The sequence below is a fragment of the Bradyrhizobium sp. CCBAU 25360 genome (assembly GCF_028128695.1).
In the GTDB taxonomy this organism is placed as follows: domain Bacteria; phylum Pseudomonadota; class Alphaproteobacteria; order Rhizobiales; family Xanthobacteraceae; genus Bradyrhizobium; species Bradyrhizobium ottawaense.
Genome location: NZ_LBJA01000001.1, coordinates 480,950 through 505,945 on the forward strand (window position 1 = coordinate 480,950; position 24,996 = coordinate 505,945).

At 66.0% G+C, this 24,996-nt stretch carries 19 protein-coding genes; 13 read left to right on the top strand and 6 right to left on the bottom strand.

The features are described from left to right. The first annotated feature begins 12 nt into the window (after positions 1 to 12). From XH81_RS02175 to XH81_RS02200, 6 genes are all read left to right on the top strand, one after another. Complete coding sequence (locus tag XH81_RS02175) at positions 13 to 1,371, top strand: formimidoylglutamate deiminase (RefSeq protein WP_028142735.1); 1,359 nt, start codon at positions 13 to 15, stop codon at positions 1,369 to 1,371. Further along, the gene (gene hutC / locus XH81_RS02180) at positions 1,368 to 2,096 is read left to right on the top strand and encodes a histidine utilization repressor (protein WP_028142736.1); all 729 of its coding nucleotides are present in this window, start codon (positions 1,368 to 1,370) and stop codon (positions 2,094 to 2,096) included. Before XH81_RS02175 ends, hutC begins: the two co-directional genes overlap by 4 nt. A gap of 105 nt (positions 2,097 to 2,201) precedes the next feature. Continuing rightward, positions 2,202 to 3,146, top strand: coding sequence for an ABC transporter substrate-binding protein (locus tag XH81_RS02185; protein WP_028142737.1), 945 nt, complete (start codon positions 2,202 to 2,204; stop codon positions 3,144 to 3,146). A 73-nt stretch (positions 3,147 to 3,219) separates the two neighbouring features. Continuing rightward, positions 3,220 to 3,993 (top strand): ABC transporter permease, encoded by a 774-nt coding sequence (locus XH81_RS02190; protein WP_028142738.1) that lies wholly within the window; start codon positions 3,220 to 3,222, stop codon positions 3,991 to 3,993. Continuing rightward, complete coding sequence (locus XH81_RS02195) at positions 3,990 to 4,775, top strand: ABC transporter ATP-binding protein (RefSeq protein WP_028142739.1); 786 nt, start codon at positions 3,990 to 3,992, stop codon at positions 4,773 to 4,775. The genes XH81_RS02190 and XH81_RS02195 overlap by 4 nt, the downstream gene beginning before the upstream one ends. Beyond that, entirely contained in the window at positions 4,768 to 6,000 is a 1,233-nt protein-coding gene (locus XH81_RS02200) for a Zn-dependent hydrolase (RefSeq protein WP_028142740.1), read from the top strand. Before XH81_RS02195 ends, XH81_RS02200 begins: the two co-directional genes overlap by 8 nt. A gap of 58 nt (positions 6,001 to 6,058) precedes the next feature. Here XH81_RS02200 and bamA read toward each other — a convergent pair whose 3' ends face one another. Then, the gene (gene bamA, locus XH81_RS02205; RefSeq protein ID WP_028142741.1) at positions 6,059 to 8,572 is read right to left on the bottom strand and encodes an outer membrane protein assembly factor BamA; all 2,514 of its coding nucleotides are present in this window, start codon (positions 8,570 to 8,572) and stop codon (positions 6,059 to 6,061) included. A gap of 1,449 nt (positions 8,573 to 10,021) precedes the next feature. On the opposite strand from bamA, the gene XH81_RS02210 reads away from it, so the two are divergent. The 7 genes from XH81_RS02210 to XH81_RS02240 all read left to right on the top strand — a co-directional run bounded on the left by XH81_RS02210 (position 10,022) and on the right by XH81_RS02240 (position 21,019). Next, on the top strand, positions 10,022 to 11,464 hold the full coding sequence (locus XH81_RS02210) for an efflux transporter outer membrane subunit (protein ID WP_240536507.1): 1,443 nt from the start codon (positions 10,022 to 10,024) through the stop codon (positions 11,462 to 11,464). Then, entirely contained in the window at positions 11,461 to 12,696 is a 1,236-nt protein-coding gene (locus tag XH81_RS02215) for an efflux RND transporter periplasmic adaptor subunit (RefSeq protein ID WP_028143727.1), read from the top strand. The genes XH81_RS02210 and XH81_RS02215 overlap by 4 nt, the downstream gene beginning before the upstream one ends. A gap of 13 nt (positions 12,697 to 12,709) precedes the next feature. Further along, positions 12,710 to 14,671, top strand: a complete 1,962-nt coding sequence (locus XH81_RS02220) for a MacB family efflux pump subunit (protein WP_028143728.1) — start codon at positions 12,710 to 12,712, stop codon at positions 14,669 to 14,671. 90 nt (positions 14,672 to 14,761) lie between these two features. After that, entirely contained in the window at positions 14,762 to 15,472 is a 711-nt protein-coding gene (locus XH81_RS02225) for a response regulator (RefSeq protein WP_028143729.1), read from the top strand. Then, entirely contained in the window at positions 15,469 to 16,800 is a 1,332-nt protein-coding gene (locus XH81_RS02230; protein ID WP_271595657.1) for an ATP-binding protein, read from the top strand. The genes XH81_RS02225 and XH81_RS02230 overlap by 4 nt, the downstream gene beginning before the upstream one ends. Positions 16,801 to 16,857: 57 nt before the next feature. Continuing rightward, complete coding sequence (locus tag XH81_RS02235; RefSeq protein WP_028143731.1) at positions 16,858 to 18,012, top strand: MFS transporter; 1,155 nt, start codon at positions 16,858 to 16,860, stop codon at positions 18,010 to 18,012. A gap of 160 nt (positions 18,013 to 18,172) precedes the next feature. Next, a complete protein-coding gene (locus XH81_RS02240) occupies positions 18,173 to 21,019 on the top strand; it encodes an ATP-binding protein (RefSeq protein ID WP_028143732.1) in 2,847 nt (948 codons plus the stop codon). A 17-nt stretch (positions 21,020 to 21,036) separates the two neighbouring features. On the opposite strand, the gene msrA is transcribed toward XH81_RS02240, so the two are convergent. From msrA to XH81_RS02265, 5 genes are all read right to left on the bottom strand, one after another. Then, entirely contained in the window at positions 21,037 to 21,552 is a 516-nt protein-coding gene (gene msrA / locus XH81_RS02245; protein ID WP_028143733.1) for a peptide-methionine (S)-S-oxide reductase MsrA, read from the bottom strand. A 28-nt stretch (positions 21,553 to 21,580) separates the two neighbouring features. Beyond that, a complete protein-coding gene (locus XH81_RS02250; RefSeq protein ID WP_028143734.1) occupies positions 21,581 to 22,036 on the bottom strand; it encodes a cupin domain-containing protein in 456 nt (151 codons plus the stop codon). Positions 22,037 to 22,057: 21 nt separating this feature from the next. After that, entirely contained in the window at positions 22,058 to 22,480 is a 423-nt protein-coding gene (locus tag XH81_RS02255) for an OsmC family protein (RefSeq protein WP_028143735.1), read from the bottom strand. Positions 22,481 to 22,589: 109 nt separating this feature from the next. Continuing rightward, positions 22,590 to 23,438, bottom strand: coding sequence for an enoyl-CoA hydratase/isomerase family protein (locus XH81_RS02260; RefSeq protein ID WP_028143736.1), 849 nt, complete (start codon positions 23,436 to 23,438; stop codon positions 22,590 to 22,592). Positions 23,439 to 23,469: 31 nt separating this feature from the next. After that, the gene (locus XH81_RS02265) at positions 23,470 to 24,783 is read right to left on the bottom strand and encodes an epoxide hydrolase family protein (RefSeq protein ID WP_028143737.1); all 1,314 of its coding nucleotides are present in this window, start codon (positions 24,781 to 24,783) and stop codon (positions 23,470 to 23,472) included. Between the last annotated feature and the right edge of the window lie 213 nt (positions 24,784 to 24,996).

The following is a 24,996-nucleotide window of genomic DNA, read 5'->3' on the forward strand; positions in this document are numbered from 1 at the left end:
CGGCGTGTAATCATGACCCGACTGCATTTCGCCTCCGCGCTCCTGCCCTCGGGCTGGGCCAATGACGTGCAGGTGGTGATCGCCGCCGGCGCGATCGCGGCGGTGTCCGCGGGTGTGCAGCCGGCCGCCGGCGACGAGCGCCACGCCATCGCGCTTCCGGGACTTGCGAGCCTGCACAGTCACGCGTTCCAGCGCGGCATGGCGGGCCTTGCTGAGCTGCGCGGCAATTCCACCGACACGTTCTGGACCTGGCGCGAGACGATGTATCGCTTCGCCCTCGCAATGACGCCCGATGACGTCGCCGCCGTTGCGACTCTCCTCTATGTCGAGATGCTCGAACAGGGATTTACCCGCGTCGGCGAATTCCATTATCTGCACCACGGTCGCGACGGCTCGCACTATGCCGATCCCGCAGAGACGGCCGCGCGCATCGCGCAGGCAGCCGAAGCCTCCGGCATTGCCCTGACGCTGCTGCCGAGTTTCTATGCGCACGGCTCCTTCGGCGGCGCAGCGCCTCATGACGGCCAACGCCGCTTCATCTGCTCGGTCGATCAGTTCGCGGCATTGATGGCTGCGTCGCGCAAGGCGATCAGCGCATTGCCCGACGCCAATATCGGCATCGCGCCGCACAGCCTGCGCGCGGTGACGCCACACGAGCTTGCGGCGATCATTCCGCTTGCCGACGGCGGGCCGGTGCATATCCACGCCGCCGAGCAGGTGAAGGAAGTCGAGGACTGCCTCGCCTGGTCGGGACGGCGCCCGGTGCAATGGCTGCTGGAGCACGCGCCCCTCGACCGGCGCTGGTGCCTTATCCACGCGACTCACACGACGGACGAGGAAGTCGCCGCGTTCGCGAAGACCGGGGCGGTGGCGGGCCTCTGCCCTGTCACCGAAGCGAGTCTCGGCGATGGCACCTTCCCGGCGCGCGAATTTCTCGGCGCCGGCGGTGCGTTCGGCGTGGGCACTGATTCCAACGTCCTGGTCGGGGTCGCCGACGAATTGCGCCAGCTCGAATATGGCCAGCGGCTGAAGCATCGCGAGCGCAACGTGCTCTCCAGCGGCGCGGGCCGTTCCACCGGTCGCACATTATTCGACCATGCTCTTGCGGGCGGCGCGCAAGCGCTGGCACAGCCGACAGTCGGCCTCGCCGCGGGCGCGCGGGCCGACATCGTCACGCTCGACACGGCGCATCCTTCGCTATCGGGGCGCGCCGGCGACGCAGCCATCGACGGCTGGATCTTTGCCGCGAGCAGTGGCGCGATCGATTGCGTCTGGGCCGGCGGCCACAAGGTCGTCGAAGGCGGCCGGCACAAATTGCGTCAGGGGGCGCGCGAACGCTTCAACGCGACGGTGCGGAGGCTCCTCGCATGAGCCTTGCGACCGATGCCGCCGATAAGCCGACGCTCTATAAGCGCATCCGCGCCGACATCGAGACGCGCATCCTGACCGGCGAATGGCCGCCGGGGCATCGCATTCCGTTCGAGCATGAGCTGGTGGCCCGTTACGGCTGCTCGCGCATGACCGTCAACAAGGCGTTGTCGGAGCTCGCGCAGGCCGATTTGATCGAGCGGCGGCGGCGGGCCGGCTCTTTCGTGCGCCGGCCGCAGCATCAGTCGGCCGTGCTCAAGATCGCCGACATCCGCGCCGAGATCACCGCACTGGGGCGCGGCTACGGCTACGAGTTGATCGGTCGCAAGCTGCGGGCTGCGACTGCCGCCGACCGTGACCGTCTCGGCGTGAAAAAGGCCGGCAAGGTGGTCGCGATTACCTGCCGGCACAGCGCCGACAAAGTGCCTTTTGCGGTCGAGGACAGGCTGATTGATCTGTCCTCGGTGCCGGAGGCCGCAACCGCGGATTTCGCACGCGAACCGCCGGGGTCGTGGCTGCTTCACCATGTCCCGTGGACGGAGGCCGAGCACACCATCAGCGCCATCGTCGCCGACGATCGCACGGCGGATGCGCTCGCGATCGCCGTCGGCGCGCCCTGCCTCGTGATCGACCGCTACACCTGGCGCAGCGCACGCACCATCACTGCCGTGCGCCTGCTCTATCCCGGTGACTCTCACCGCCTTGTCGCGCGATTCAAGGGAGGCTGAGAGGATATGTCGGCACAAATCGTGCAACGCTTCGGGCAACGGTCCATCTGGACCGACAATGATCAACAGGACGTCAATCCATCGATCGGCAAGAGGACGACAATCATGCGTAGTTCGACGATATTTGCGACAATCATTGCTATTTCGGCCTCCACTCCCGTGCTCGCCGACGACGTCAAGGTCGGAATCGGCATCTCCGGCTGGACCGGCTTCGCGCCGCTGACGCTGGCGAAGGAGGCTGGCATCTTCAAGAAGAATGGTCTCGACGTCACCATCAAGAAGATTCCGCAGAAGGACCGCCACCTCGCGATCGCGTCCGGCGACATCCAGTGTGCGGCGACCACGGTCGAAACCTGGATCTCCTGGAACGCCAACGGCGTTGCGACCAAGCAGATCTTCCAGCTCGACAAGAGCTTCGGCGCCGACGGCATGGCCGTGCGCAACGACGTCGCCGCGATCAAGGACCTGAAGGGCAAGACCGTCGCCGCCTCCGCGCCCGGCACCTCGCCTTATTTCGCGCTGGCCTGGATGCTCAAGAAGAACGGTCTCACGGTGAAGGACGTCACCGTCGTCAACCTCGAGCCGGCCGCCGCCGCGCAGGCTTTCGTCTCCGGCCAGAACGATGCGGCGATGACCTATGAGCCTTACCTCTCGACCGTGCGCGCCGCGCCCGACAAGGGCAAGATCATCGCCACCACGCTGGACTATCCGATGGTCATGGACACCTTCGGCTGCACGCCGAAATTCCTGACGGAGAATCCCAAGGCCGCCAAGGCGCTCGCCGACAGCTATTTCGAGGCGCTCGACATGATCGCCAAGGACCAGGCCAAGGCCTACGAGATCATGGGCGCCGACGTGAAGCAGAGCGGCGAGCAATTCGGCAACTCGGCGAAATATCTGCGCTGGCAGGACAAGGCCGCGAACCAGAAGTTCTTCGCCGGCGACTTCCTGACCTTCAACAAGGAGGCTGCCGAGCTGCTGCTCGAGATCGGCATCATCAAGGCCGCACCAAAGGTCGAGGATCTCTTCGACGCCAGCTTCATCAAGTAACTTCTTCTAGCGCTGCCGGTCCCGTCTTGCGGCGGGGCCGGCATTTCTCTTCATCGCCCGGATAGACAGTTTGATGCGTCCCCTGGACCCTGTTACATCGAAGCAGCGCGTGGCCTACGGCCTTGCGTTCTTCGTGGTGTTCGTCGCCCTCTGGTCGTGGGCGACCTTCGGCGGCTATGTGTCGAAGACCTTTCTCGCCAACCCGCTGACCATGGTGCAGGAAGGCTATGACCTCTTGGCCAAGCAGGGGTTTGTGTTCGACATCGGCATGACGATCTGGCGCGTCGTCGGCGGCTTTGCGCTCGCAGCGATCATCGCAGTGCCGCTCGGCGTTCTCATGGGCGCCTACAAGCCGGTCGAAGCCTTCCTCGAACCGTTCGTCTCCTTCGCGCGCTATCTGCCCGCCTCCGCGTTTATTCCGCTTCTGATCCTGTGGGCCGGCATCGGCGAACTGCAGAAGCTCCTCGTCATCTTCATCGGCTCGGTATTCCAGGTCATCCTGATGGTCGCCGTGACCGTCGGCGCAACGCGGCGCGATCTGGTCGAGGCGGCCTATACGTTGGGAGCCCGCGACCGCGGCATCATCCGCCGCGTGCTGCTGCCCTCCTCCGCACCCGAGATCGCAGAGATCCTGCGGCTGGTGCTCGGCTGGGCCTGGACCTATGTCATCGTCGCCGAGCTGATCGGCTCGTCCTCCGGCATCGGTCACATGATCACCGACAGCCAGGCGCTGCTCAACACCGGACAGATCATCTTCGGCATCATCGTGATCGGGCTGATCGGCCTGCTCTCGGACTTCATGTTCAAGGCGTTCAACGCCTGGCTGTTTCCGTGGAGGCTCGCATGACGATCCTCAAGGTCGAACAGGTCTCGCGCACCTTCCCCGCGCGCCACGGCAACGCGCCGACCAGGGCGCTGGAGCCGACCGATCTCGTCATCGGCAACAACGATTTCGTCACCATCCTCGGCCCTTCCGGCTGCGGCAAGTCCACGCTGCTGCGCATCGTCGCGGGCCTCGACCGTCCGACCAGCGGCCGCGTCACGCTCGACGGGCGCGAGGTCACCGGCCCCGGCGCGGATCGGGGCATGGTATTCCAATCCTACACGCTGTTTCCCTGGCTCACCGTGCGCGAGAACATCGCCTTCGGCCTGCGCGAGCGCGGCGTGTCGCAGGACGAACGCTACAGGATCGCCGACGCCTTCATCCGCCAGGTCGGATTGTCCGGCTTCGAGAATCACTGGCCCAAGCAACTCTCCGGCGGCATGCAGCAGCGCACGGCGATTGCCCGCGCGCTTGCCAACGATCCCAAGATCCTGCTGCTCGACGAGCCCTTCGGCGCGCTGGACAACCAGACCCGCGCATTGATGCAGGAGATGCTGCTCGGGATCTGGGAGCGCGACCAGAAGACCGTGTTGTTCGTGACCCACGACATCGAGGAAGCCATCTTCCTCGGCAGCCGCGTCATCGTCATGAGCGCGCGCCCCGGCCGTATCAAGGCCGAGATCACAGTGGACCTGCCCCATCCGCGCTCCTACAAGATCAAGACCACGCCGGAATTCGTCCAGCTCAAGGAACGGCTGGTCGAGGAGATCCGCACCGAGGCGCTGAAGGTTACTGAGCATGCCTGACACCAAGCCGCGCGCCGACGGCCAGCGCGTCCTCGCCGACCTCAACGCACTCCGTGCCATCGGCACCTACAAGACCGGCGTGCACAAGCCGACCTTCTCCGAGCCGCATAAGGAGTCGCTGGATTGGCTGGTTCAGAAGCTGCCCGGCGCCGGTCTTACCGCTGCGATCGACGGCATCGGCAATGTGTTCGGCACCAGCGCCAAGTCCGGGCCGAAACTGCTGGCTGGCTCGCATCTGGAGAGCCAGAACTACGCCGGCTGGCTCGATGGCCCGCTCGGCGTCGTCTATGCGCTCGAGGCGGCGCGCGTGCTCAATGCCGATCCGACCGTCAAAGGCGCCGTCGAAGTCGTCGCTTGGTGCGACGAGGAAGGGCATTTCGGCAGCTTCCTCGGCTCGCGTTCCTATGTCGGCCAGGTGACTGAAGCCGAGATCGACGCCGCGCGCGACCGCACCAGCGGCCGCACCATGCGCGATGCCCTCGCCGAGATCGGGCTCTCCGGTCGCGAGCGCCTCGGCGTCGAGCCGGGCCGCCACGTCGGATATCTCGAGGCCCATATCGAACAGGGCGACACGCTCGAAAGCGGCAAGCTCGCGATCGGCGTCGTCACCTCCATCGTCGGCATCTGGCAATACCGTATCAATTTCACCGGTGAACAGAATCACGCCGGGACCACGCGCATGGCCGTGCGCAAGGATGCCGGGCTGGCGCTGGCCAAATTCTGCGTCGCGATCGACCAGCGTTTTCCTGACACCTGCGGTCCGCGCACGGTCTGGACCACCGGGCGCATCACGCTCGATCCCGGCGCGCCGAGCATCATTCCGGGTGGAGCGGAGATGCTGTTCCAGATCCGCGATGACGATCCGGCCGTCATTGCCCGGCTGGAGCAGTTGCTGCGAACAATGGCGGACGAGGCCAGCGCGAACGGTCCCTGCACCGTGACCGTCGAGAAGATTCGCACCGGTGCGCCTGCCATGATGAATCCCAGCTTTCAGGACGCAATCGACGCCGCGAGCAAGGCGCTGGCCGGTGGACGATCCATTCGCATGCCCAGCGGCGCCGGCCACGACGCGCAGATGCTGGCAACCGTCATGCCCGCCGCCATGCTGTTCGTGCCTTCGATCGGCGGCATCAGCCATCACTGGACTGAAGACACCGCCGACGCCGATATCGTCACCGGCGCGGAGGTGTACGTCGAAGCCTGCCGGCGGATTCTTGCGGGCTGACGCCCTTTTTTGGGCATGATCTTTCGGAAAACCGCGCCACACTTTTCCGGATCATGCTCTAGAACGACGTCCCTCCTCCGAACCTGAACTCCTGGACGACGTCATATTTGCCCTTCGTGATCGGCACGGCGTAGTCGAAGCGCAGCGGCCCGAACGGGGAGGCCCAGATCAGGCCGACGCCGACCGACGACCGCACCGTGTTGCCGTCGTCATATTGCAATCCGCAGGTCGGGCACGCCTTGGTGTTGACTTCGCCCGTGGCCGACCACGAGGTCGGCCCCTGATAGCCCCAGAGCGATCCGGCGTCGGCATAGACCGCGCCCTTCAGGCCGACCTCCTTCGGCAGGAACCAGAACGGCATCTGCAATTCCGCGGACGCGCCCCAATATTTCGTGCCACCGAGCGCATCGCCACTGGCGCCGAGGCTCCAATAGGTGATGTCGCGTGGACCGATACCGTTCGAAGCGAAGCCGCGCACCAGGCTCGGGCCCATCTGGAAGTGATCCAGCATGCGCAGGTCCTGATCGCCGAGCTTGCCGAGGAGGCCGCCCTGGAGATGGATCACGCTGACGATCTCGGAGACGAGCGGCGTGTAGTATTTGGCGTCCAGCGCGGTCTTCAAATAGGTGACGTCGCCGCCGACCCCGGCGAAATCCTGCCGGAAGTCGACCAGCAATCCGTCCGTCGGGTTCTTGGTGTTGTCGAGTGTGTTGTAGCTCAACGTGTAGCCGAGCGCGGAGGTCCAGGTCGCGCCGTTCGCCAGTTCTTTCCGGACCGGCAGGCTCGACTCGCCGTCGCCGTAGCAGCCGTAGCCATAGACCCCCGAGCTCGTGGAGTTGGTCGGGTCGACGCCGCCCAGGACGTTCTGGATGTAGGACGGCGTCGGGTTGTAGGCCAGCGAGGCGTTGGACGCGTTGTTGTTGCAATTGTTGTAGGCGCTGGCGAGCGTGATGCTCTGCTGATAGAGCGAATAGCGGAGCTGGAGCGAAAGGTCCTCGCGCAATGCAAGGCCAATGCGCGGAGAGAAGCCGAGCGTGGTCACGCCGTAGCTCGTATAGCTGTTCGACTTCTGCTGCTTCCAATATGTGTCGAACCCCAGCGCCATCCGGTAGTCGAGCAGATAGGGCTCGACGAAGGACAGCGATATGCCGCGTGAATACTGGCCATAGCTGACCGAGGCCTTGCCGTAGAGACCGCGGCCGAGCAGGTTGCGCTCGGAGATCGAGACTTCGGCGAGTGCTCCGTCGGTGGTGGAGTAGCCGCCCGAGATCGAGAAGTCGCCGGTCGATTTCTCCTCCATGTCGACGATCAGGACCACGCGGTCGCTGGAGGAGCCGGGCTCGGTGACGATCTTGACGCTCTTGAAGTAGTCGAGGTTCTTCAGCCGCCGCTCGGCGCGGTCGACCAGCGCGCGGTTGTAGGCATCGCCCTCGGAGAGATCGAATTCGCGGCGGATCACGTAATCGCGCGTGCGGGTGTTGCCGCGCAGGTTGATGCGCTCGATATAGCTCCGCGGGCCTTCGTCGACGTTGAACACGACGGAGACGGTGTGCGCCTCGAAATTGCGGTCGCCGCCGGGCCGGACCACGGCAAAGGCATAGCCGCGGCGCGAGGCCTCGATCTGCATCTCTTCGGTCGACTTCTCGACCAATTCGACGTTGTAGAGCGAGCCGGCACTGACGCGCGAATAGCTGCGGAGCGAGCCCGCGTCGAAATTGGGAATGCCGGAGCGGAAATCGACGGAGCCGATGCGATATTGGGCACCTTCCTCGATCTTGAAGGTGACCAGAAAGCCCTTCTTATCCGGATCGTATTCGGTGAGCGCGGCCACGACCTGGACGTCGGCGAATCCGTTCTTGAGGTAGAAGCGGCGAATCAGGTCGCGGTCGGCCTCGACGCGATCGGGGTCGTAGATGTCGTTGCTGCCGAGGAAGCTGAGCAAATTGCTCTCGCGCGTCTTGATGACGTCGCGCAGGCGGGAGGCCGAGAAGGCGCTGTTGCCGACGAACTCGACCGACTTCACCGAGGTCTTGGCGCCCTCCTCGACCGTGAAGACGAGATCGACACGGTTGTTCGGCAGCTCGATGATTTCAGGGGTAACGCGGACGTCGTAGCGGCCGGAGCGCCGGTAGATTTCGGCAATGCGCAGGGTGTCGGATTGCACCAGCGCGCGCGAGAACGTCCCGCGCGGCTTGGACTGGATTTCCGCCGAGAGCTGCTCGTCCTTGATCTTCTTGTTGCCCTCGAAGGCGATGCGGCCGATCACGGCATTCTCCACCACCGACACCACGATGCGGCCGCCCGCCTGGCTGATCTTCACATCCTGAAACAGGCCCGTCGTGATGAGCGCCTTGAGCCCGTCGTCGATGGCGGATTGATCGAGACGCCCGCCGGGGCCCGGCCTGAAGTAGGAGCGGACCGTCTCGGCCTCCACCCGGCGATTGCCTTCGACGACGATCGTCTCCGCCGCCTGCGCGGCCGCCGGCTGCGGCAGCAGTGCAAGCGGAAGCGAACTCGCAATCGATACAGCACTCATCGCCACGGCGATCAGCCAGGTCCGCAAAAACGGCATTCCACACCTCAGCAGCACTTCACATGCCCTGAAGACGGGAGCCCTGTGGCCGCGGTGTGGCTTTGAGATTTCCGCATTGTTTCTACGCGTTGAATTTCGTGCGGGCGGCCGGTCGCGCCGCGGCGTTCATGTCCCGGACAAGCTGCAACGCGCAGCGTTGCGGCGCAGCGCCGGGACCCAGGGCAACACGGCGAGACGCGGCGAGATGGGCCCCGGCTCTGCAGCGCACCGCACCGGACGATGCTTCGCATCGCCGGGAGCGCTGCGCTGCAGAGCCGGGGCACGAGAGCGGAGTGCGGCGCCCGGTCTCTCCACCGTCATTGCGATGCTCCAATGCACATCCCAGCGTGCAGTGTCGTAGGGTGGGCAAAGGCGCACAGCGCCGTGCCCACCAATTCAATTGCGGTGCGAGGATGGTGGGCACGCTGCGCTTTGCCCACCCTACGATATCGAGTTTGTGGCACGCAGCTCAGCTCGCAAACACACCTTCGCGGCCTCGCGGCGGATTTCGCCCGAGCTTTGCTTCAACTCTCCACCCTCCAATCCAAGAGGGCGCAGGGAAGGCCGGGTGCCAGCTCGCACCCGCGGTCCGCTGCGCGAAATGCACACGCAGAAAGAACCGCACAGCAGCATACAGGTGGTGCCGAACACTCGGCCTTCCCTGCGCGGTGGTCGGACGGCTTATGCCGTGCTCTCCCGGGAGCCGAACTTTCCTTCTGGCCTCCCTCGCCCCGCGAATTGGATGATGCAGTCTGCCCGGTTGGGCTCGCTCGCACCTCCGCGGAAGCTTGACCGTAGCAACGACGGCCAGGACCACACGGTTTTGCCGTACGCGTTCAGCGTCGCTCGTCCGCACGCGGTTTCGGGCTCACAGGGACGACCCGCCCTGCCCGCTACCTTTTCGTGCCGACGCTGCCGCGTCCACCGCAACCCGGCTCGCGAAACGTGACGACGCGCGATCGCCCCTCAAGGTCAAGCCGGGATGGACGACACATACGTCGAAACCGAATTTCGGTAAAGTGGAATATTTTTAACGGAGCGGATTGACACGCGGCGACACAGGCGGGTCGCGTAACCCGGATGGAGCGCTAGCGGAATCCGGGACGGTGCAAAATGCCGGGCGAGCAGTCCGGATTTACGCTTTCGCTCCATCCGGGCTGCGGGACATCACCGCTTCGGCAGCGCCGAGACGTCCTGCAATACCTGTTTACATTCAGCAACATTCCCGCTGCCGAAAGGCCACGATCGGCCGGCTAGTGGCGGCTGCCTCGTCCTGCCCCTGAGGGCCATGAGCTCCCTCCGAGCCGAGGTCAGTGGATTTCAGCCGATTTGATGCCGTCGTACTCGTTCGCCGCAAGTCCCCTGCCAACGGCCAAGGAGACGCATCGTCCGAAGCCCGCCCCGTTGCGCAGCCCCATGTCGCGCGCCGGATCAGCCTGCGTTGCGCTGATGCTGGGCAGCGCCCTGGCCGGCTGCGCGGTCGGCCCGGATTATGCCGGCCCGCCCAAGCTCGCCTTGCCCTCGCACTGGAGCACCAACACCGCCCCGCATCGGGACGCCGGCAAGCTCGACCGCTGGTGGCTGCGCTTGCGCGATCCCCTGCTCAGCCGGCTGATCGAGGAGGCCATCGAAGCCAACCCTGATGTCGCGAAGGCGAAAGCGGCCGTGCGCGAGGCGCGCGCCACGCTGCAACAGACGACGGCAGGCCTGTTTCCGTCCGTGAGCGGCACGGCCTCGGTGACCAGCAACAAGTCCAGTGCCGGCTCCTCGTCCGTCCTCGTCGACAGTGCGCCCTACTCACTTCACCAGGCAAGCTTCGATTCGAGCTGGGAGCTCGACCTGTTCGGCGGCACGCAGCGGAGCATCGAGGCCGCGGCGCATGGTGCGCAATCCGCCGAGGAGGATCTACGCGACAGCCTCGTCACGCTGATCGGCGACGTCGCCGCCTATTACGTCGAGGCGCGCGGCTATCAGGCCCGGATCGCGCTGGCGCAGCGGACCGCGGTCTCGCAGCGCGACACCGAAAAGCTCACCCGCAGCAAATACGAGGCCGGCAGCGGCAACGCCGTCGATCTCGCCAAGGCCACCGCGCAGGCCGCAAGCACAGAAGCCAACGTTCCGACCTATCAGGCGGCGCTTGCGGCCGACGTTCACCGGCTCGGAATCCTGCTCGGGCGGCCGCCCGGCGGCGTCGCCTCGTCGATGGCGCAGTCCGCGCCCGTGCCGGCGCCGCGTATGCCGCTTCCCATGGGACTGCCCGCCGATCTCCTCATGAGCCGTCCCGATATTGCCAGTGCCGAGCGCAAGCTGGCGCAGGCGACCGCCAAGATCGGCGCCGCGGAGGCCGACCGCTATCCGGCGGTGTCGTTGACCGGCTCGGTCGGCACCTCTGCGCTGCGGGCCGGCGATCTCGCCAAATATTCGAGCGTCAGCTGGTCGGTCGGCCCCTCGATCACCGTACCGGTGTTCGACGCGGGCAAGCGCCTGGCCACGGTCAGGATTGCGGAGGCGCAACGCGACCAGGCGTTCGCCACGTTCCATTCGACCCTGCTCACCGCGCTCGAGGACGTCGAGAATGCCCTGGTCTCGTTGTCGCGCGAACGCGTGCGCGCCACCAAGCTGACGGAGGCGGCCAGGAACTACCGCGAAGCCGCACGGCTGTCGCGATCGCTGTTCGAGACCGGCAGCGCCAGCTTCATCGACGTGCTGGACGCCGAACGTTCGCTCTATTCGGCCGAGGATTCGCTGATCCAGAGCAAGGTGTCGGCTGCCAAGGATTACATCGCGCTGGCAAAGGCGCTCGGCGGCGGCTGGTCCGATCCGGTCGACGTATCGACGCCTGTTATCGTGGACACCAACACGGGACCTCACTTCCGGGAGGCGCAGAAGTGACCGAGATCATCACCGCCAGACGCCTGAAGATCGCCGCAGCGATTATTGCCGTCGTGGCGACCGGCGTGGTCGCGGCCACGCGCTTTCCGGGAACGTCGAGCAAGGCGCAGTCCTACATCACGGCGCCGGTCACCGTCAGCGATTTGCGCGAGGAGGTGCTCGCCAGCGGCACGCTGAAGCCGGCGCGGCTGACCGCGGTCGGCGCGCAGGTGTCAGGCCGGATCACCGCCCTCAACGTCCGCGTCGGCGACACGGTGAAGGCCGGCGACGTCATCGCTCAGATCGATCCCGTCACCAGGCAGAACGATCTGCGCAGCTCCGAGGCGTCGCTGAAGAACTACCGGGCGCAGAAGGTCGAAAAGGAGGCCGCGCTGGTGCTGGCCGAGGCCAATCTCGCGCGCCAGCAGGCGACCCTGGCGCAACGCGCGACGTCGCGAAGCGACTTCGACAGCGCGGATTCGACCGTGCGGCAGACCCGCGCCCAGATCGCCGCCCTCGAAGCCCTGATCGTGGGGGCGGAAGCCAGCGTCGAGACGTCACGCGTGAACCTCGAATACACCCGCATCACCGCGCCGATCGACGGCACGGTCCTCGCCACCGTGGTGCAGGAAGGACAGACGGTCAACGCGGTGCAGTCCGCGCCGACCATCGTCGTGCTCGGCCAACTCGCGACGATGACGGTGCGGGCGGAGATCTCCGAGGCCGACATCGTCAAGGTCAGACCGGGGCAATCGCTCTACTTCACCATCCTCGGCGACCAGGACCATCGCTATGAGGCCCGGCTCGAGCAGATCGAGCCGGCGCCCGAATCGATCAAGAACGACGCCAGCTTCTCCTCGACCACCACCAGCTCGACTTCGAGCACGAGCTCGTCGAGCTCGACCAGCACGGCGATCTACTACATCGGCGTCTTCAACGTGCCGAACAAGGAGCTCTCGCTGCGGACCTACATGACCGCGGAGGTGCACATCGTCACCGGCGAGGCCAAGCGCGTGAAGGTGATCCCGGCGCTCGCGGTGATGCGAAAGTCCGACGGCCGCAGCACGGTGCGCACGCTCGCCGCGTCCGGTGACATCCGCGAGCGCGAGGTCAAGACCGGCCTCAACGATCGCACCATTGTCGAGATCAAGTCCGGCCTCGACGAGGGCGAACGTGTCGTGACCGGCGAGGCGAACGAGCAGACCGCATCACGCGGCATGCCCGGCGGCCCGCCGGGAGGCGGAGGTCCCTGACATGATCCCTCATTTGGCCGATCCGATCATCGCGATCGAGAAGGTTCGGCGGGAGTTCATGGCCGGCGACACCAGCGTGGTCGCGCTCGACGATTTCTCGCTGAGCATCCAGCCCGGCGAGATGGTGGCGATCATCGGCTCGTCCGGATCGGGCAAATCGACGCTGCTCAACATCCTCGGCTGTCTCGACCGCCCGACCTCCGGCACCTATCGCGTCGCCGGCAAGAACGTCTCCGAGCTCGATGCCGATGCGCTGGCGGCGCTGCGCCGCGAGCATTTCGGCTTCATCTTCCAGCGCTATCATCTGCTCGGCGACCTCTCGGCCGGCGAGAATGTCGAGATCCCCGCGATCTATGCCGGGATGAAGGCCCGCGAGCGCCGCACGCGCGCAGAGCAGCTTCTCGCAAGGCTCGGCGTCAACGACCGGCGCGGCCATCGCCCGAACCAGCTATCGGGCGGCCAGCAGCAGCGTGTCTCGATCGCACGCGCGCTGATCAACGGCGCCGAGGTCATCCTGGCGGACGAGCCCACCGGCGCGCTCGACCGGCGCAGCGGCGAGGAGGTCCTGAAGATCCTGAAAGAGCTGCACCGCGAGGGGCGGACGATCATCATCGTCACCCACGATGCCGATGTCGCCGCGCGGGCCGAACGCATCATCGAGCTGCGCGACGGCAGGATCGCCTCCGATCGCCGCGCGGAGACGACAAGCGCGTCGGAGCCGGCGGTTCCGGTGTCGCGGACGTCATGGAGCAGCGGCACCGGCTGGTCCGGCGCCTTGCGGCGCCTGCGGGAGGCCTCGCGGATGGCGCTGGTTGCGATGGCCGCGCACCGGCTGCGCGCCTTCCTGACCATGCTCGGCATCATCATCGGCATCGCCGCGGTGTCGTCGGTGGTCGCGCTCGGCAACGCGTCCCAGCGCAAGGTGCTGTCCGACATTTCGAGCCTCGGCACCAACACGATCGAGGTATTTCCGGGCAAGGACTTTGGCGACGCCCGCGCCGGCAAGATCAAGACGCTGGTACTGGGCGACGCCCGCGCGCTCGGCCGGCAGGATTTCATTGCCGGGGTCACTCCGACGGTGTCGACCAGCACGACGGTGCGATATCGCGGCAACGAGTCCAACGTGCTGGTGAACGGCGTCGGCGAGAGCTATTTCCAGGTCAAGGGCGCCAAGCTCGCGAAAGGACGCCTGTTCGATACCGATGCGATCCGCAACATCGAGCGGCAGGCCGTCATCGACGACAATACCCGCAAGACCTTCTTCGCCGACGACCAGACCTCCGGGATCGGCCGCGTGATCTGGCTCGGCAAGGTGCCCTGTCGCATCGTCGGCGTCATCGCCCAGCAGCAGGGCGGGTTCGGCTCGAACCAGAACCTGTCGGTCTACCTGCCCTACACCACCGTGCAGGCCCAGTTCACGGGCGATCGCGCGCTGCGCAGCATCCTGCTGCGGATCAGCGACGAGGTTTCGACCGCGCTGGCGCAGGACGCGGTGACCACGCTCTTGACGCAGCGGCACAACACCCGGGATTTCGTCATCCTCAACACCGACGATATCCGCCGCACCATCACCAGCACGACACAGACGCTGGCGTTCCTGGTGGCGGCGATCGCGGTGATCTCGCTGGTCGTCGGCGGCATCGGCGTCATGAACATCATGCTGGTGTCCGTATCGGAGCGGATCAGCGAGATCGGCGTGCGCATGGCGGTCGGCGCCAGGCGCAGCGACATCCTCCAGCAATTCCTGGTGGAAGCGACCCTGATCTCGTCGATCGGCGGCATCGCCGGCATTCTCGTCGCGATGCTGCTCGGCGTCGCCATCAACGTCGCGGTGCCCGGATTCGAGGTCAGCTATTCGACGTTCTCGATCGGCGCGGCGTTCCTGACCTCGACCGGGATCGGGGTTGCCTTCGGCTTCTTCCCCGCCCGCCGCGCCGCCTTCCTCGACCCCGTGGTGGCACTGAGCCGCGACTGACCTTAGGATTGCACGATGACCGTAGTTCTTCGGGCGAGACATTCGTCCGCAAATCGACCAACGATCGGCAACCCCGATGCGATTTCAATCATGACCAGCGGCCCCCAGAACATCCTGATCGTCGAGGACGACAAGCAGACCCGCGACCTCATCTCGCGTTATCTGCGTGATCACAACTTCTCGGTCGACGCGGTCGCGAACGGCAGGGAGATGGACCGCCATCTCTCCCGTGAGCGGGTCGACCTGATCGTGCTCGACTTGATGCTGCCGGGCGAGGACGGCCTCAGCCTCTGCCGCCGGCTGCGGATGGAGTCCGCGACGCCGATCATCATCCTCACCGCGAAGGGCGAGGATCTCGACCGGATCCTCGGCCTCGAGATGGGCGCCGACGACTATCTGCCAAAGCCGTTCAACCCGCGCGAGCTCCTCGCCAGGATCAACGCGGTGCTGCGGCGGCGATCGAGCAGCCTCACGGGCCCCACCGCGGCGCGTCTCAAGTTCCAGGGCTGGACCATCGATCTGCGCCTGCGCGAATTGCGCGATCCCGAGGGCGCGCAGGTGCCACTGACCAGTGCCGAGTTCGATCTGCTGCAGGCCTTCTGCGAGCGGGCCGGCCGCATCCTCACCCGCGACAACCTCCTGAGCATGACGCGCGGTCGTGCCGGAGCAAGCTTCGGCCGCAGCATCGACGTGCTGGTCAGCCGGCTGCGCCGCAAGCTCGACCGGGCGGAAGGCGCATCCGTGATCAAGACCGTCCGCATCGGCGGGTACGTCTTCACCCCGAGGGTGGAGGAAGCATGAGCCGCACCGCCGACCTCGTCGCGCTCTTCAGCTTCAGGCGGATCAGCGGCCAAATCGCCGCCTTGATCCTGGGATCGCTGGTCCTGATCCATGTCCTGATCGCCGGCTATTTTCTCCTCAACCAGCCGAAGCTGCTGGCGGACACGCCGCTGGAGCAGATCGAGCTGATCGTGCGGATCATCGCCAACACGCCGAAGGCCGAGCGCGCGATCGTCCTCGACAGCGTCAGCCGGACCTTTCCGCCGCTCAAGCTCCAATTGCGGGACAGCGTATCCGCCGCCGCCACGCCGCAGTCGATGCGGACTTCACTGACCATCCCCTTTGCGCTTGGTGTCAGGGCCGAGCTCGTTCGCGGCAGCGGCGCGGACGACGAGCGCGTCTGGTTCTACCTTCCGGGCGACGACGTGCTCGAAGCCACGATCGGATCGCCCAAGATGCCGGCCTTCGTCAGCGGCCTCTGGACCTCGACGCTGCTGTTCCTCGTGGCAAGCCTGACGCTGCTCGGCGTCTGGGCCGGCCGCGCGCTCTCCTCGCCGCTGTCGGCCTTCGCGCGCGCGGCGGAGGATTTCAGCCTGAGCCGGTCCTCCGCGCCGCTGCCGGAAAACGGACCGGAGGAGATCAGGTCCGCGGCAAGGGCGCTGAACCGGATGCGCGATCGCATCACCACGCTGATGAACGACAGAACCCGCATGCTCGCGGCCATCAGCCATGATCTTCGCACCCCGATCACGCGTCTGCGGCTCCGTTCGGAATATATCGAGGATCCGGCACAACGCACGCAGACCGTGCGCGATCTCGACCAGATGCAGTCGATGCTCGAATCGGTGCTGTCGCTCCTGCGCAGCGAAAGCCCGGTCAAGCCGACGCTGGTGGACGTCGCGGCGCTGCTTCAGATGGTTTGCGAGCAGTTTTCGGATTCCGGATTTGCCGTGACCTATTCCGGCCCCGACAGGGCCGCCTTCGTCCTGCGGCCCGACGAAATCATTCGCGCGGTCACCAACCTCATCGAGAACGCAACGCGATTCGGAACCCAAATCGACGTCGCGCTGTTGACCGCCGAGGACCGGCTCGTCATCGACGTCTGCGACGACGGGCCGGGCATTCCCAACGAAAGCAAGGCCGCGATGCTGGAGCCCTTTGTGCGCGGAGAGGAAGCCCGCACCATGGACGAGACATCAGGATTTGGTCTCGGTCTGTCGATCGCGCAGGCGATCGTGACCGCGCATGGCGGAACGCTTCAGCTGCTCGACAACGCGCCAAAGGGCCTGCGCGTCCGCTTGCAGCTCGCGCGGGCCGCCCGCGACGATTTGGGAGCGCCTCGGACATAAAGCCGCGGCATTTCTCGGGCTTGTCGATCGCCCTGCCTCTGCTTCTCCGGAGTTCCCATGTCTTCCGCCGACCGGCCTGCGACGCGCCTTGCGACCCGGCTTGCCTTCCTCGTCGCGGGTTTCGGCATCTCGTGCTGGGCGCCGCTGGTGCCGTTCGCGAAGACGCGGCTCGGCGTCGATGACGGCGTGCTCGGACTGCTGCTGCTCAGCCTCGGCATCGGCTCGGTCATCGCGATGCTGGTGACCGGAATCGTGAGCGCGCGCTACGGCAGCAGGCCGATCATCATTGCCAGCGGGTTCGGCCTGGCGCTGGTCCTGCCCCTGCTCGCCATTGCGGCTTCGCCCGCAACGCTGGCGCTGGCGCTTTTCGCATTCGGCGCCGCGCTCGGCTCGATCGACGTCGCCATGAACATCCACGCCGTGGAGGTGGAGCGCGCCGCGCACCGCCCGCTGATGTCCGGCTTCCACGCCCTGTTCAGCATCGGGGGTTTTGCCGGATCCGCGCTGATGACGGCGCTGCTCTCGCTGCAATTCGGAACGCTCGCCTGCACGCTGGTCTGCTCCGCCCTGATGCTGCTCGCGATGGCCCTGACCTCGCCGCGCCTGCTTCGTTCCGTGCAGGTGCAGGAGGGCCCGCTGTTCGTGCTGCCGCACGGATCGGTGCTGCTGCTCGCGCTGCTCGGCGCCATCACCTTCCTGGTCGAAGGTGCGATGCTCGATTGGGGCGCCCTGCTCGTTATCGGTGCAGGTCTCGTCACCGAAGCGCAAGGCGGCGCCGGCTATATCGTGTTCTCGATCGCGATGACTGCGGGCCGGCTCGGCGGCGACGCCGTCGTCGCGCGGATCGGCGACCGCACGACGTTGCTCTGGGGCAGCCTGATTGCGATCGCCGGTTTCGTGGTCCTGCTCACGGCGCCCATCGCAGCGGTCGCCATCGGCGGATTCCTGCTGATCGGGCTCGGCGCGTCGAATCTCGTGCCGGTGCTGTTCCGTCGGGCGGCGCGGCAGACGGTGATGCCCACGGGGCTTGCGGTCGCGGCGATCACGACCGCGGGCTACGCAGGAATCCTCATCGGCCCCGCCGGCGTCGGCTTCGTCGCGCGTTTTGGCGGATTGCCCATGGCGTTCTGGCTGCTGGCTGCGCTGATGGGTCTGGTCACGCTGTCGGCACACATCGTCACAAAGGACAAGGGTAAGACCACGGCGACCTAACCCCTTCCATTTCCAGCATGATTCAGGCGGAGCCGAAGCCGACTGAAGTCATCTGCGCAGGTCTGCCAGCCATGCTGCTTTCGGCCAGTTTACTGGACGCCTCGTTCTGCTAGACCACAACAAAATACCTTTTGACTCCCGTTGCGGGGGGCAATGGCACGTGCCAGCTCACAATAACAACCAAGACTCGGCCATTTCATTCGGGCCATTTCGGCTGTTTCCCAAGTCCCGGCTCCTGGAAAAGGAAGGGGAGCCGCTTCACGTCGGCGGCCGCGCGCTCGATATTCTCATCCTGCTTGCCGAGCGCCCCGGAGAAGTCATCGACAAGAGAGAACTGGTCAAGCGCATCTGGGCCGAGGTGAATGTCGACGAGGGCAGTCTGCGCTTCCATGTCGCAGCGCTCCGCAAGGTGCTCGGCGATACCGGAAAATCGGCCCGTTATGTCCTCAATGTACCCGGCCGTGGCTATTGCTTTGTCGCCCCGTTCGCTCAAGCGCCCTCGCAGGTCGCGCCAGCCGCCGCCGAAATCATTCCTCCCCGCTCCCTGCCCGCCCAGCTTGCGAAGATGGTCGGACGCGAGGAGGTCATCGAGAAGATTTCGAACGGCCTGACGCTCTATCGCTTCATGACCCTGGTCGGTCCCGGCGGCATCGGGAAGACCGCCGTCGCCGTCACGGTCGGGCATCGCCGCTCGGCGGATTTCGACGGCCGCGTCTTCTTCGTCGATTTCGGTCCGCTGCGGGATGCGAGCCATGTCCCAACCAGCATCGCCGCCGTCCTCGGACTGACCGTCAGCGCGGAGGATCCGACGCCGGCCCTGCTGACATTTCTGAAGACCGGGCCGGCCCTGCTGATCTTCGACAGCTGCGAGCATGTGCTGGATAATCTGGCGCCTCTCGTCGAGCGCATCGTTCGCGAAGCGCCGCAGCTTCGTGTTCTCGCCACCAGCCGCGAGTCGTTCCGAAGCGAAGGCGAGCGGATCTTCCGGCTGTTTCCGCTGGATTGTCCGCCCGAGCGCGACGGCCTCGACGTCGCCGAGGTTCTCGCCTACCCCGCGGCCCAGCTCTTCGTCGAGCGCATCGCGCAGAGCTCCGGGCCGTTCCAGCTCAGCGCCGAAGAGGCGCCGCTTGTCGCCAGCATCTGCCGGCGCCTCGACGGCATTGCGCTGGCGATCGAGCTTGCGGCAGGCCGTGTCAATGCGTATGGCATCGCCGGCACCGCCTCCCTGCTCGACAGCCGCTTCTCGCTGCAATGGCGGGGACGGCGCACGGCCGTCCCGCGGCACCAGACGCTCGCCGCCGCCCTCGACTGGAGCTACGACCTGCTGCCTCCGGCGGAAAGCGCCACCTTGCGGCGATTGTCGGTGTTCGCAGGACCCTTCGCGCCGGAGGCGGCTGCCGCGGTCGCGTCCGGCGATGGCCTCAGCACCTCGGAGACGCTGGAGGCGATCGACAGCCTGGTCACCAAATCGCTGATCTCGCCATCCGGCTCGCGGACGCTGCGCTATCGCCTGCTCGACACCACGCGCACCTACGCGCTCGGGAAACTGAACGAGCTCGGCGAAGCCAGGCAGTTCGCGCGGCGTCATGCGGAGCATTTTCGTGATTTCTTCGAGCGCGCGGGGGCCGACGCGTCGACGCCGCTGCCCGAATGGCTCAGCACCTATGGTGGGGAGCTCGACAATGTGCGCGCGGCGCTGGACTGGGCCTTCGCGCCCGACGGCGACACCCGGCTCGCCGTTGCGCTGACGGCGGCCGCGGTCACCCTGTGGGTGCGTCTGTCGCTGTTCGCCGAATGCCGCGAGCGCAGCAGAACGGCACTGGCGGCGCTCGGAGACGACGGCGACAACGACCGCGTCCGCATGCAGCTCCTGTCGGCACTCGGCTGGTCGCTGATGTATGGCGAGGGCCGCGCGCGCGAGGCGCGCCCGATCCTCGAGACGACGCTCGAGCTGGCCGAGAGCCTCGACGACAAGGACTTCCGGCTGAGGGCGCTCTGGGGCCTGTGCATCGACCAGTTCAACAACGGGCAGTTCGGCAAGGCCCGCGTGCTCGCCGAGCGCTTTGCGAACGCGGCTGCGAATTCGCCTGACAGCACCGATCTCATGCTGGGCGACCGCCTGATGGCCGTCGCGTTGCATTATCTGGGTGATCAGAACGACGCGCGGCAGCGTATCGACCGGGTGAACGCCTCGCTGCATGTGCTGGTGGCGAAGCCGAAAATCTTCCCACTCGACCTCAGGATATCGACGCAATATTTCCGGGCCCGCATCCTCTGGCTTCAAGGCCTTGCCGATCAGGCCCAGGCGCTCGCCGCCACGAACATCGAGGAAGGCCGCGCCAACGGCCATGCGCTGACCTTCTGCAGCGTGCTGGGACAGGCCGCCTGCCCGATCGCGTTCTGGTCCGGCGATTTCGATGCCGCCGAGCGCCACGGTGCCGAGCTGCTCGAACACACCGAGCGCCACGGAATCCGGCTGTGGGGCCTATGGGCACGCGCCTTCAACGCCGCGGTCGTGGCCAGGCGCGGCGACATCGCCACCGGCCTGCCGCTCCTGCGCGAAGAGCTCAACCGCGCCGGCGATGCGCGCTTCCTGCCGCGCTTTCTGCCGCTGCTCGGCGAGCTCGCCGCGTGCTTCCTCGAAGCCGACCAGGTCGACCGTGGCCTCGACGTGATCGAAGACGTCCTGACTCGTTGCAACGACCGGCAGGAGCGCTGGTATCTGCCGGAGCTGCTCCGCATCAAGGGAGAATTGATGCTCAGGAGCGCGCGGCATGCGGAGCAGGCCGAGGCGCACTTTCGCGAGGCCATCGACATTGCCGCCCAGCAGGGCGCGCGCTTCTGGGAGCTCCGCTGCGCGACCAGCCTCGCGCGGGCCATGATCGGAGCCGGCCGGGGCGCGGAAGCCCGGGTGGTTCTCGACAACGTCTGCGGGACGTTTGCCGAAGGCTCCGATATCGCCGACATGCGCATGGCCCGCGATCTGATCGCGCGATCGCGGGCCTGACGGCACGGCGTCTTGATCTAGCCTCCGACGGCAGCAGCGCGGCGCGGCAGCTTCCAGCCGGGCCGGATGAAGTGGCAGGTGTAGCCGTCGGGATAACGTTCGAGATAGTCCTGATGCTCGGGCTCGGCCTGCCAGAACTCGCCTGCGGGCGCGACCTCGGTCACCACCTTGCCGGGCCACAGGCCGGACGCCTCGACGTCGGCGATGGTGTCTACGGCGATCTTCTTCTGCTCGTCGCTCGCGTAGAAGATCGCGGAGCGATAGCTGGTGCCCCGATCATTGCCCTGGCGATCGAGCGTGGTGGGATCGTGGATCTGGAAGAAGAACTCGAGCATGGTCCGGTAGCTGGTCTTGGCGGGATCGAACATGATCTCGATCGCCTCGGCGTGGCCTTCGTGGTTGCGGTAGGTCGCGTTCTTCACCGCACCGCCGGTGTAGCCGACGCGTGTCGAGATCACGCCTGGCTGCTTGCGGATCAGATCCTGCATGCCCCAGAAGCAGCCTCCGGCCAAAACTGCGCGTTCCGTCGTCATTTGATGCTCCTTGGTTTCGTCGAGATGCTTACCTTTGCTCTGCAACTGCACGCAAGCGCGGGTCATCCTTGTCGTCGTGATATTCGAGGCCCAGCGGCCCGATCGCACTCACCTGCGTGACATACTCGCCGGCCTTCGCCCAATGGAAATGCCAGGTCTCGCCGGGCAGCACGATAACACTCCCCGGCGGATAGGCGCTGACTTTATCGCCGTCAAAACTCTCGCCGAGCCCGATGTAGAACACGCCCGACATGACCGTGTAGATGCGGTCCTCCGGATGCTTGTGCGGCATCAACCTCGTGCCGCCGGGCACCTTGACCCGGACCACGTAAGGTCCGGGCTCGGCGGGATGTCCGACCATGACGGCCAATCGCGCACCCGGCGGAAATGCCGGGAAGGGCTGCCATGCGATATCCTCGGGCAGGATCGCCCGGAACCTGTCCTCATCCGGCTGATGTTGGCGAGACGGATTTTGGCGAGACATGGCAACACTCCCTGCGTTCAGTCAGCCCAGCTTGGCGTCGAGCGTGATCGCGGCGTTGAGCACCTTCGAGACCGGGCAGTTCTTCTCGGCCTCGCCGGCGATCTTGGCAAAACCTGCGTCGTCGAGGTTCGGCACCTTGGCACGCAAGGTCAGCGCGGACTTGCTGATCTTGAAGCCCTTGCCTTCGGGCTCGAGCGTGACGGCGGCTTCGGTCGAGAGCTCGTCCGGCGTGAAACCGGCCATCTGAAGGCCAAAGGCCAGCGCCATCGTAAAACAGCCGGCATGGGCCGCCGCGATCAACTCCTCGGGATTGGTACCCTTCTCGTTCTCGAAGCGGGTCTTGAACGAATAGGGTGTCTGCGCGAGCACGCCGGATTCGCTCGTCAGATGACCGGTCCCGTCGCGACCGGTGCCTTTCCAGACTGCCGTTGCCTTGCGTATCATCTCAATTCTCCTTGTTTGATTTCAGCACCGCTCCTCCGTACCGGTGGAAGGCGGCATCGGCGTGACCGCCTGCCGCCGCTCCAACCGGCCGCGCGTCGCAACGGTTCCGTTAGCTGCCGATCTGTCCGACGTGGAAGCCGAGCCGGTTCTCGACGTCCCCGGAGCGGTGGAAGCCGCGCGCCATCAGCGCCTTGATTCTGGTCTGGCTCGCGGGGCGGCCGAGCGAGGCCAGGAACGCGTCCCACTCCGGCTTGATTTCGGCGTCCGGCGGCAGGCTTGCGACATCGACAAGGCGCTTGGTCTCCGCGATCGCCTCCTTGTCGAACGAGGCGATGCGCATGGCGAGTGCCTCGACGAAACCATCGAGCTCGGCGTCCGGCAACGACCGGTTGACGTAACCGTAGCGTTCGGCGAGATCGCCATGGATGTCGTCGGCGCCGAGCAGCACTTCGAGCGCACGGCCGCGGCCCATCAGGCGCGGCAATCGCGCCATCGGCCCGCCACCGGGCACGAGGCCCGCCCCGACCTCCCATTGCGACAGGATCGCCTTCTCGTGGCTGGCAAAGCGCATGTCGCTCGCGAGTGCGAGCTCGCTGCCGACACCCGTCGCGCGGCCCCGGATCGCGGCGATGGAGACGACCGGCGCGCGGCTGAGGCGCACAAGCATGTCGGGCAGCGCCTCGAGGCCGGTCGACCCCGGCGGAATACGAAGCGAATCCTCCAGCGGCGCGAGGAAGTCGTAATGGGTGATGAAGAAGCCTTCGACGGCACTGTCGAACACGACGACCTTCACGTCCGGATCGGTCTCGATCCTGGTGACGATGTCGCCCAGCAGCGGCAGCTGCTTCGGGCCGAAAATATTCACCGGCGGCATGTCGAAGGTGACACGCCAGTAGGACGGCAGGCGGCGCTCGAGGTGGATCTGTTCGGTCGTGAAGGTGGGTTCGGGACGGTTCATGTCTTGCACTCCTGATGTATGGGTTCGCATCTCAGATCGATTGCCGCAGCGGGCGGAACGCGGTGCGCACTTCCGCGGAGAACAGCGCCGGCTGCTCCCAGGCCGCGAAGTGTCCGCCCTTGTCGAGACGGTTGTAGTGGATCAGCTTGGGGTAGGCCCTCTCGGCCCAGCTCCGCGGCGCGGCGTAGATCTCGTCCGGAAAGACGCTGACGGCGACCGGAATCGTCACGTGCTTGGGCGCGAAGAACACCAGCTTGTTCTCCCAGTACAGGCGGGCCGAGGAGACCGCGGTGTTGGTGAGCCAATAGAGCGTGATATTGTCGACCACGTCGTCGCGCGACAGCCCTTCCGTCCGACCGTCGAACACGCGCGCGATCATCGCGGCGCTGCGCGCATCGTGATCGAGCATCCAGGACGCGAGGCCCGCGGGCGAATCCACGAGGCCATTGAGCGTCTGCGGCCGGTTCGACATCTCGATCGCGTAGCCGAGACCGTGCTTGTAGAAATCATCGAGCTGGTCGTAGGCAAGGCGCTCGTCGGCCGAAAGGTTCGCCGGGCGCGTTCCGCCGGGTTGAAGCGCCTTGGCGATGTCGTCGGGGACGGTCGCGGGCATGTTGGTGTGGATGCCGAGCAATTCCGGCGGCGCGATCAGCGCCATCTGCTCCGTCACGGCATTGCCCCAATCGCCGCCTTGCGCGACGTAGCGGCTGTAGCCGAGCCGCTTCATCAACACGACCCAGGCCCGCGCGATGCGCTGGGGATCCCAGCCGAGAACCGCCGGCTTGCCCGAGAAGCCGTGGCCGGGGAGCGAGGGAATCACAAGGTCGAACGCGTCCGCGGCCTTGGCACCGTGTGCGGTCGGATCGGTGAGCGGACCGACGATCTTCATCTGCTCGATGATCGAGCCGGGCCAGCCATGCGTGACGATCATCGGCAGTGCATTCTCGTGCCGCGAGCGGACGTGAATGAAGTGAATGTCGACGCCGTCGATTTCGGTGACGAATTGCGGCAAGGCGTTCAACCGCGCTTCCAGCTTGCGCCAGTCGTAGTCGCTCTGCCAGTAGCGCACGAGCTGTTGCACCGTCGTCAGCTGCACGCCCTGCGACTGATCATTGACGATCTCGCGATCCGGCCAGCGCGTGGCAGCCAGGCGCCGGCGCAGGTCGAGCAGATCCTGCTCGGGCACCTTCATCTGGAAGGGGCGGATGGCGCCGCCTGCGGCGGCCCTGGCCGGATGCAGCGGCAACAGGCTCGATACGCTGGCGGCAACCGCGGTCATCGCGGCCTGGCTCAGCAATTGACGGCGATCGGGATTGAGGCTCTCGGTTCGTGCTTGCGCGGTCATGTTGGATCTCCCTTGCTTTGGTCGGTGACGCTGACCGAGTTCGAAATCAACGCGTCGGTTGGTGTGCAGAGAGATTGGCGCGGGCCCCGGAAATTTGCTCGTTATGGATTGTTAGCCTGCGTTAGCCGTTGCGAGTCCGCGCACCGCAAGAGGACGATGACATGCGCGCGATGCGACACGGCGCGCGATGACCATGTCATCGCGCGCCGTGTC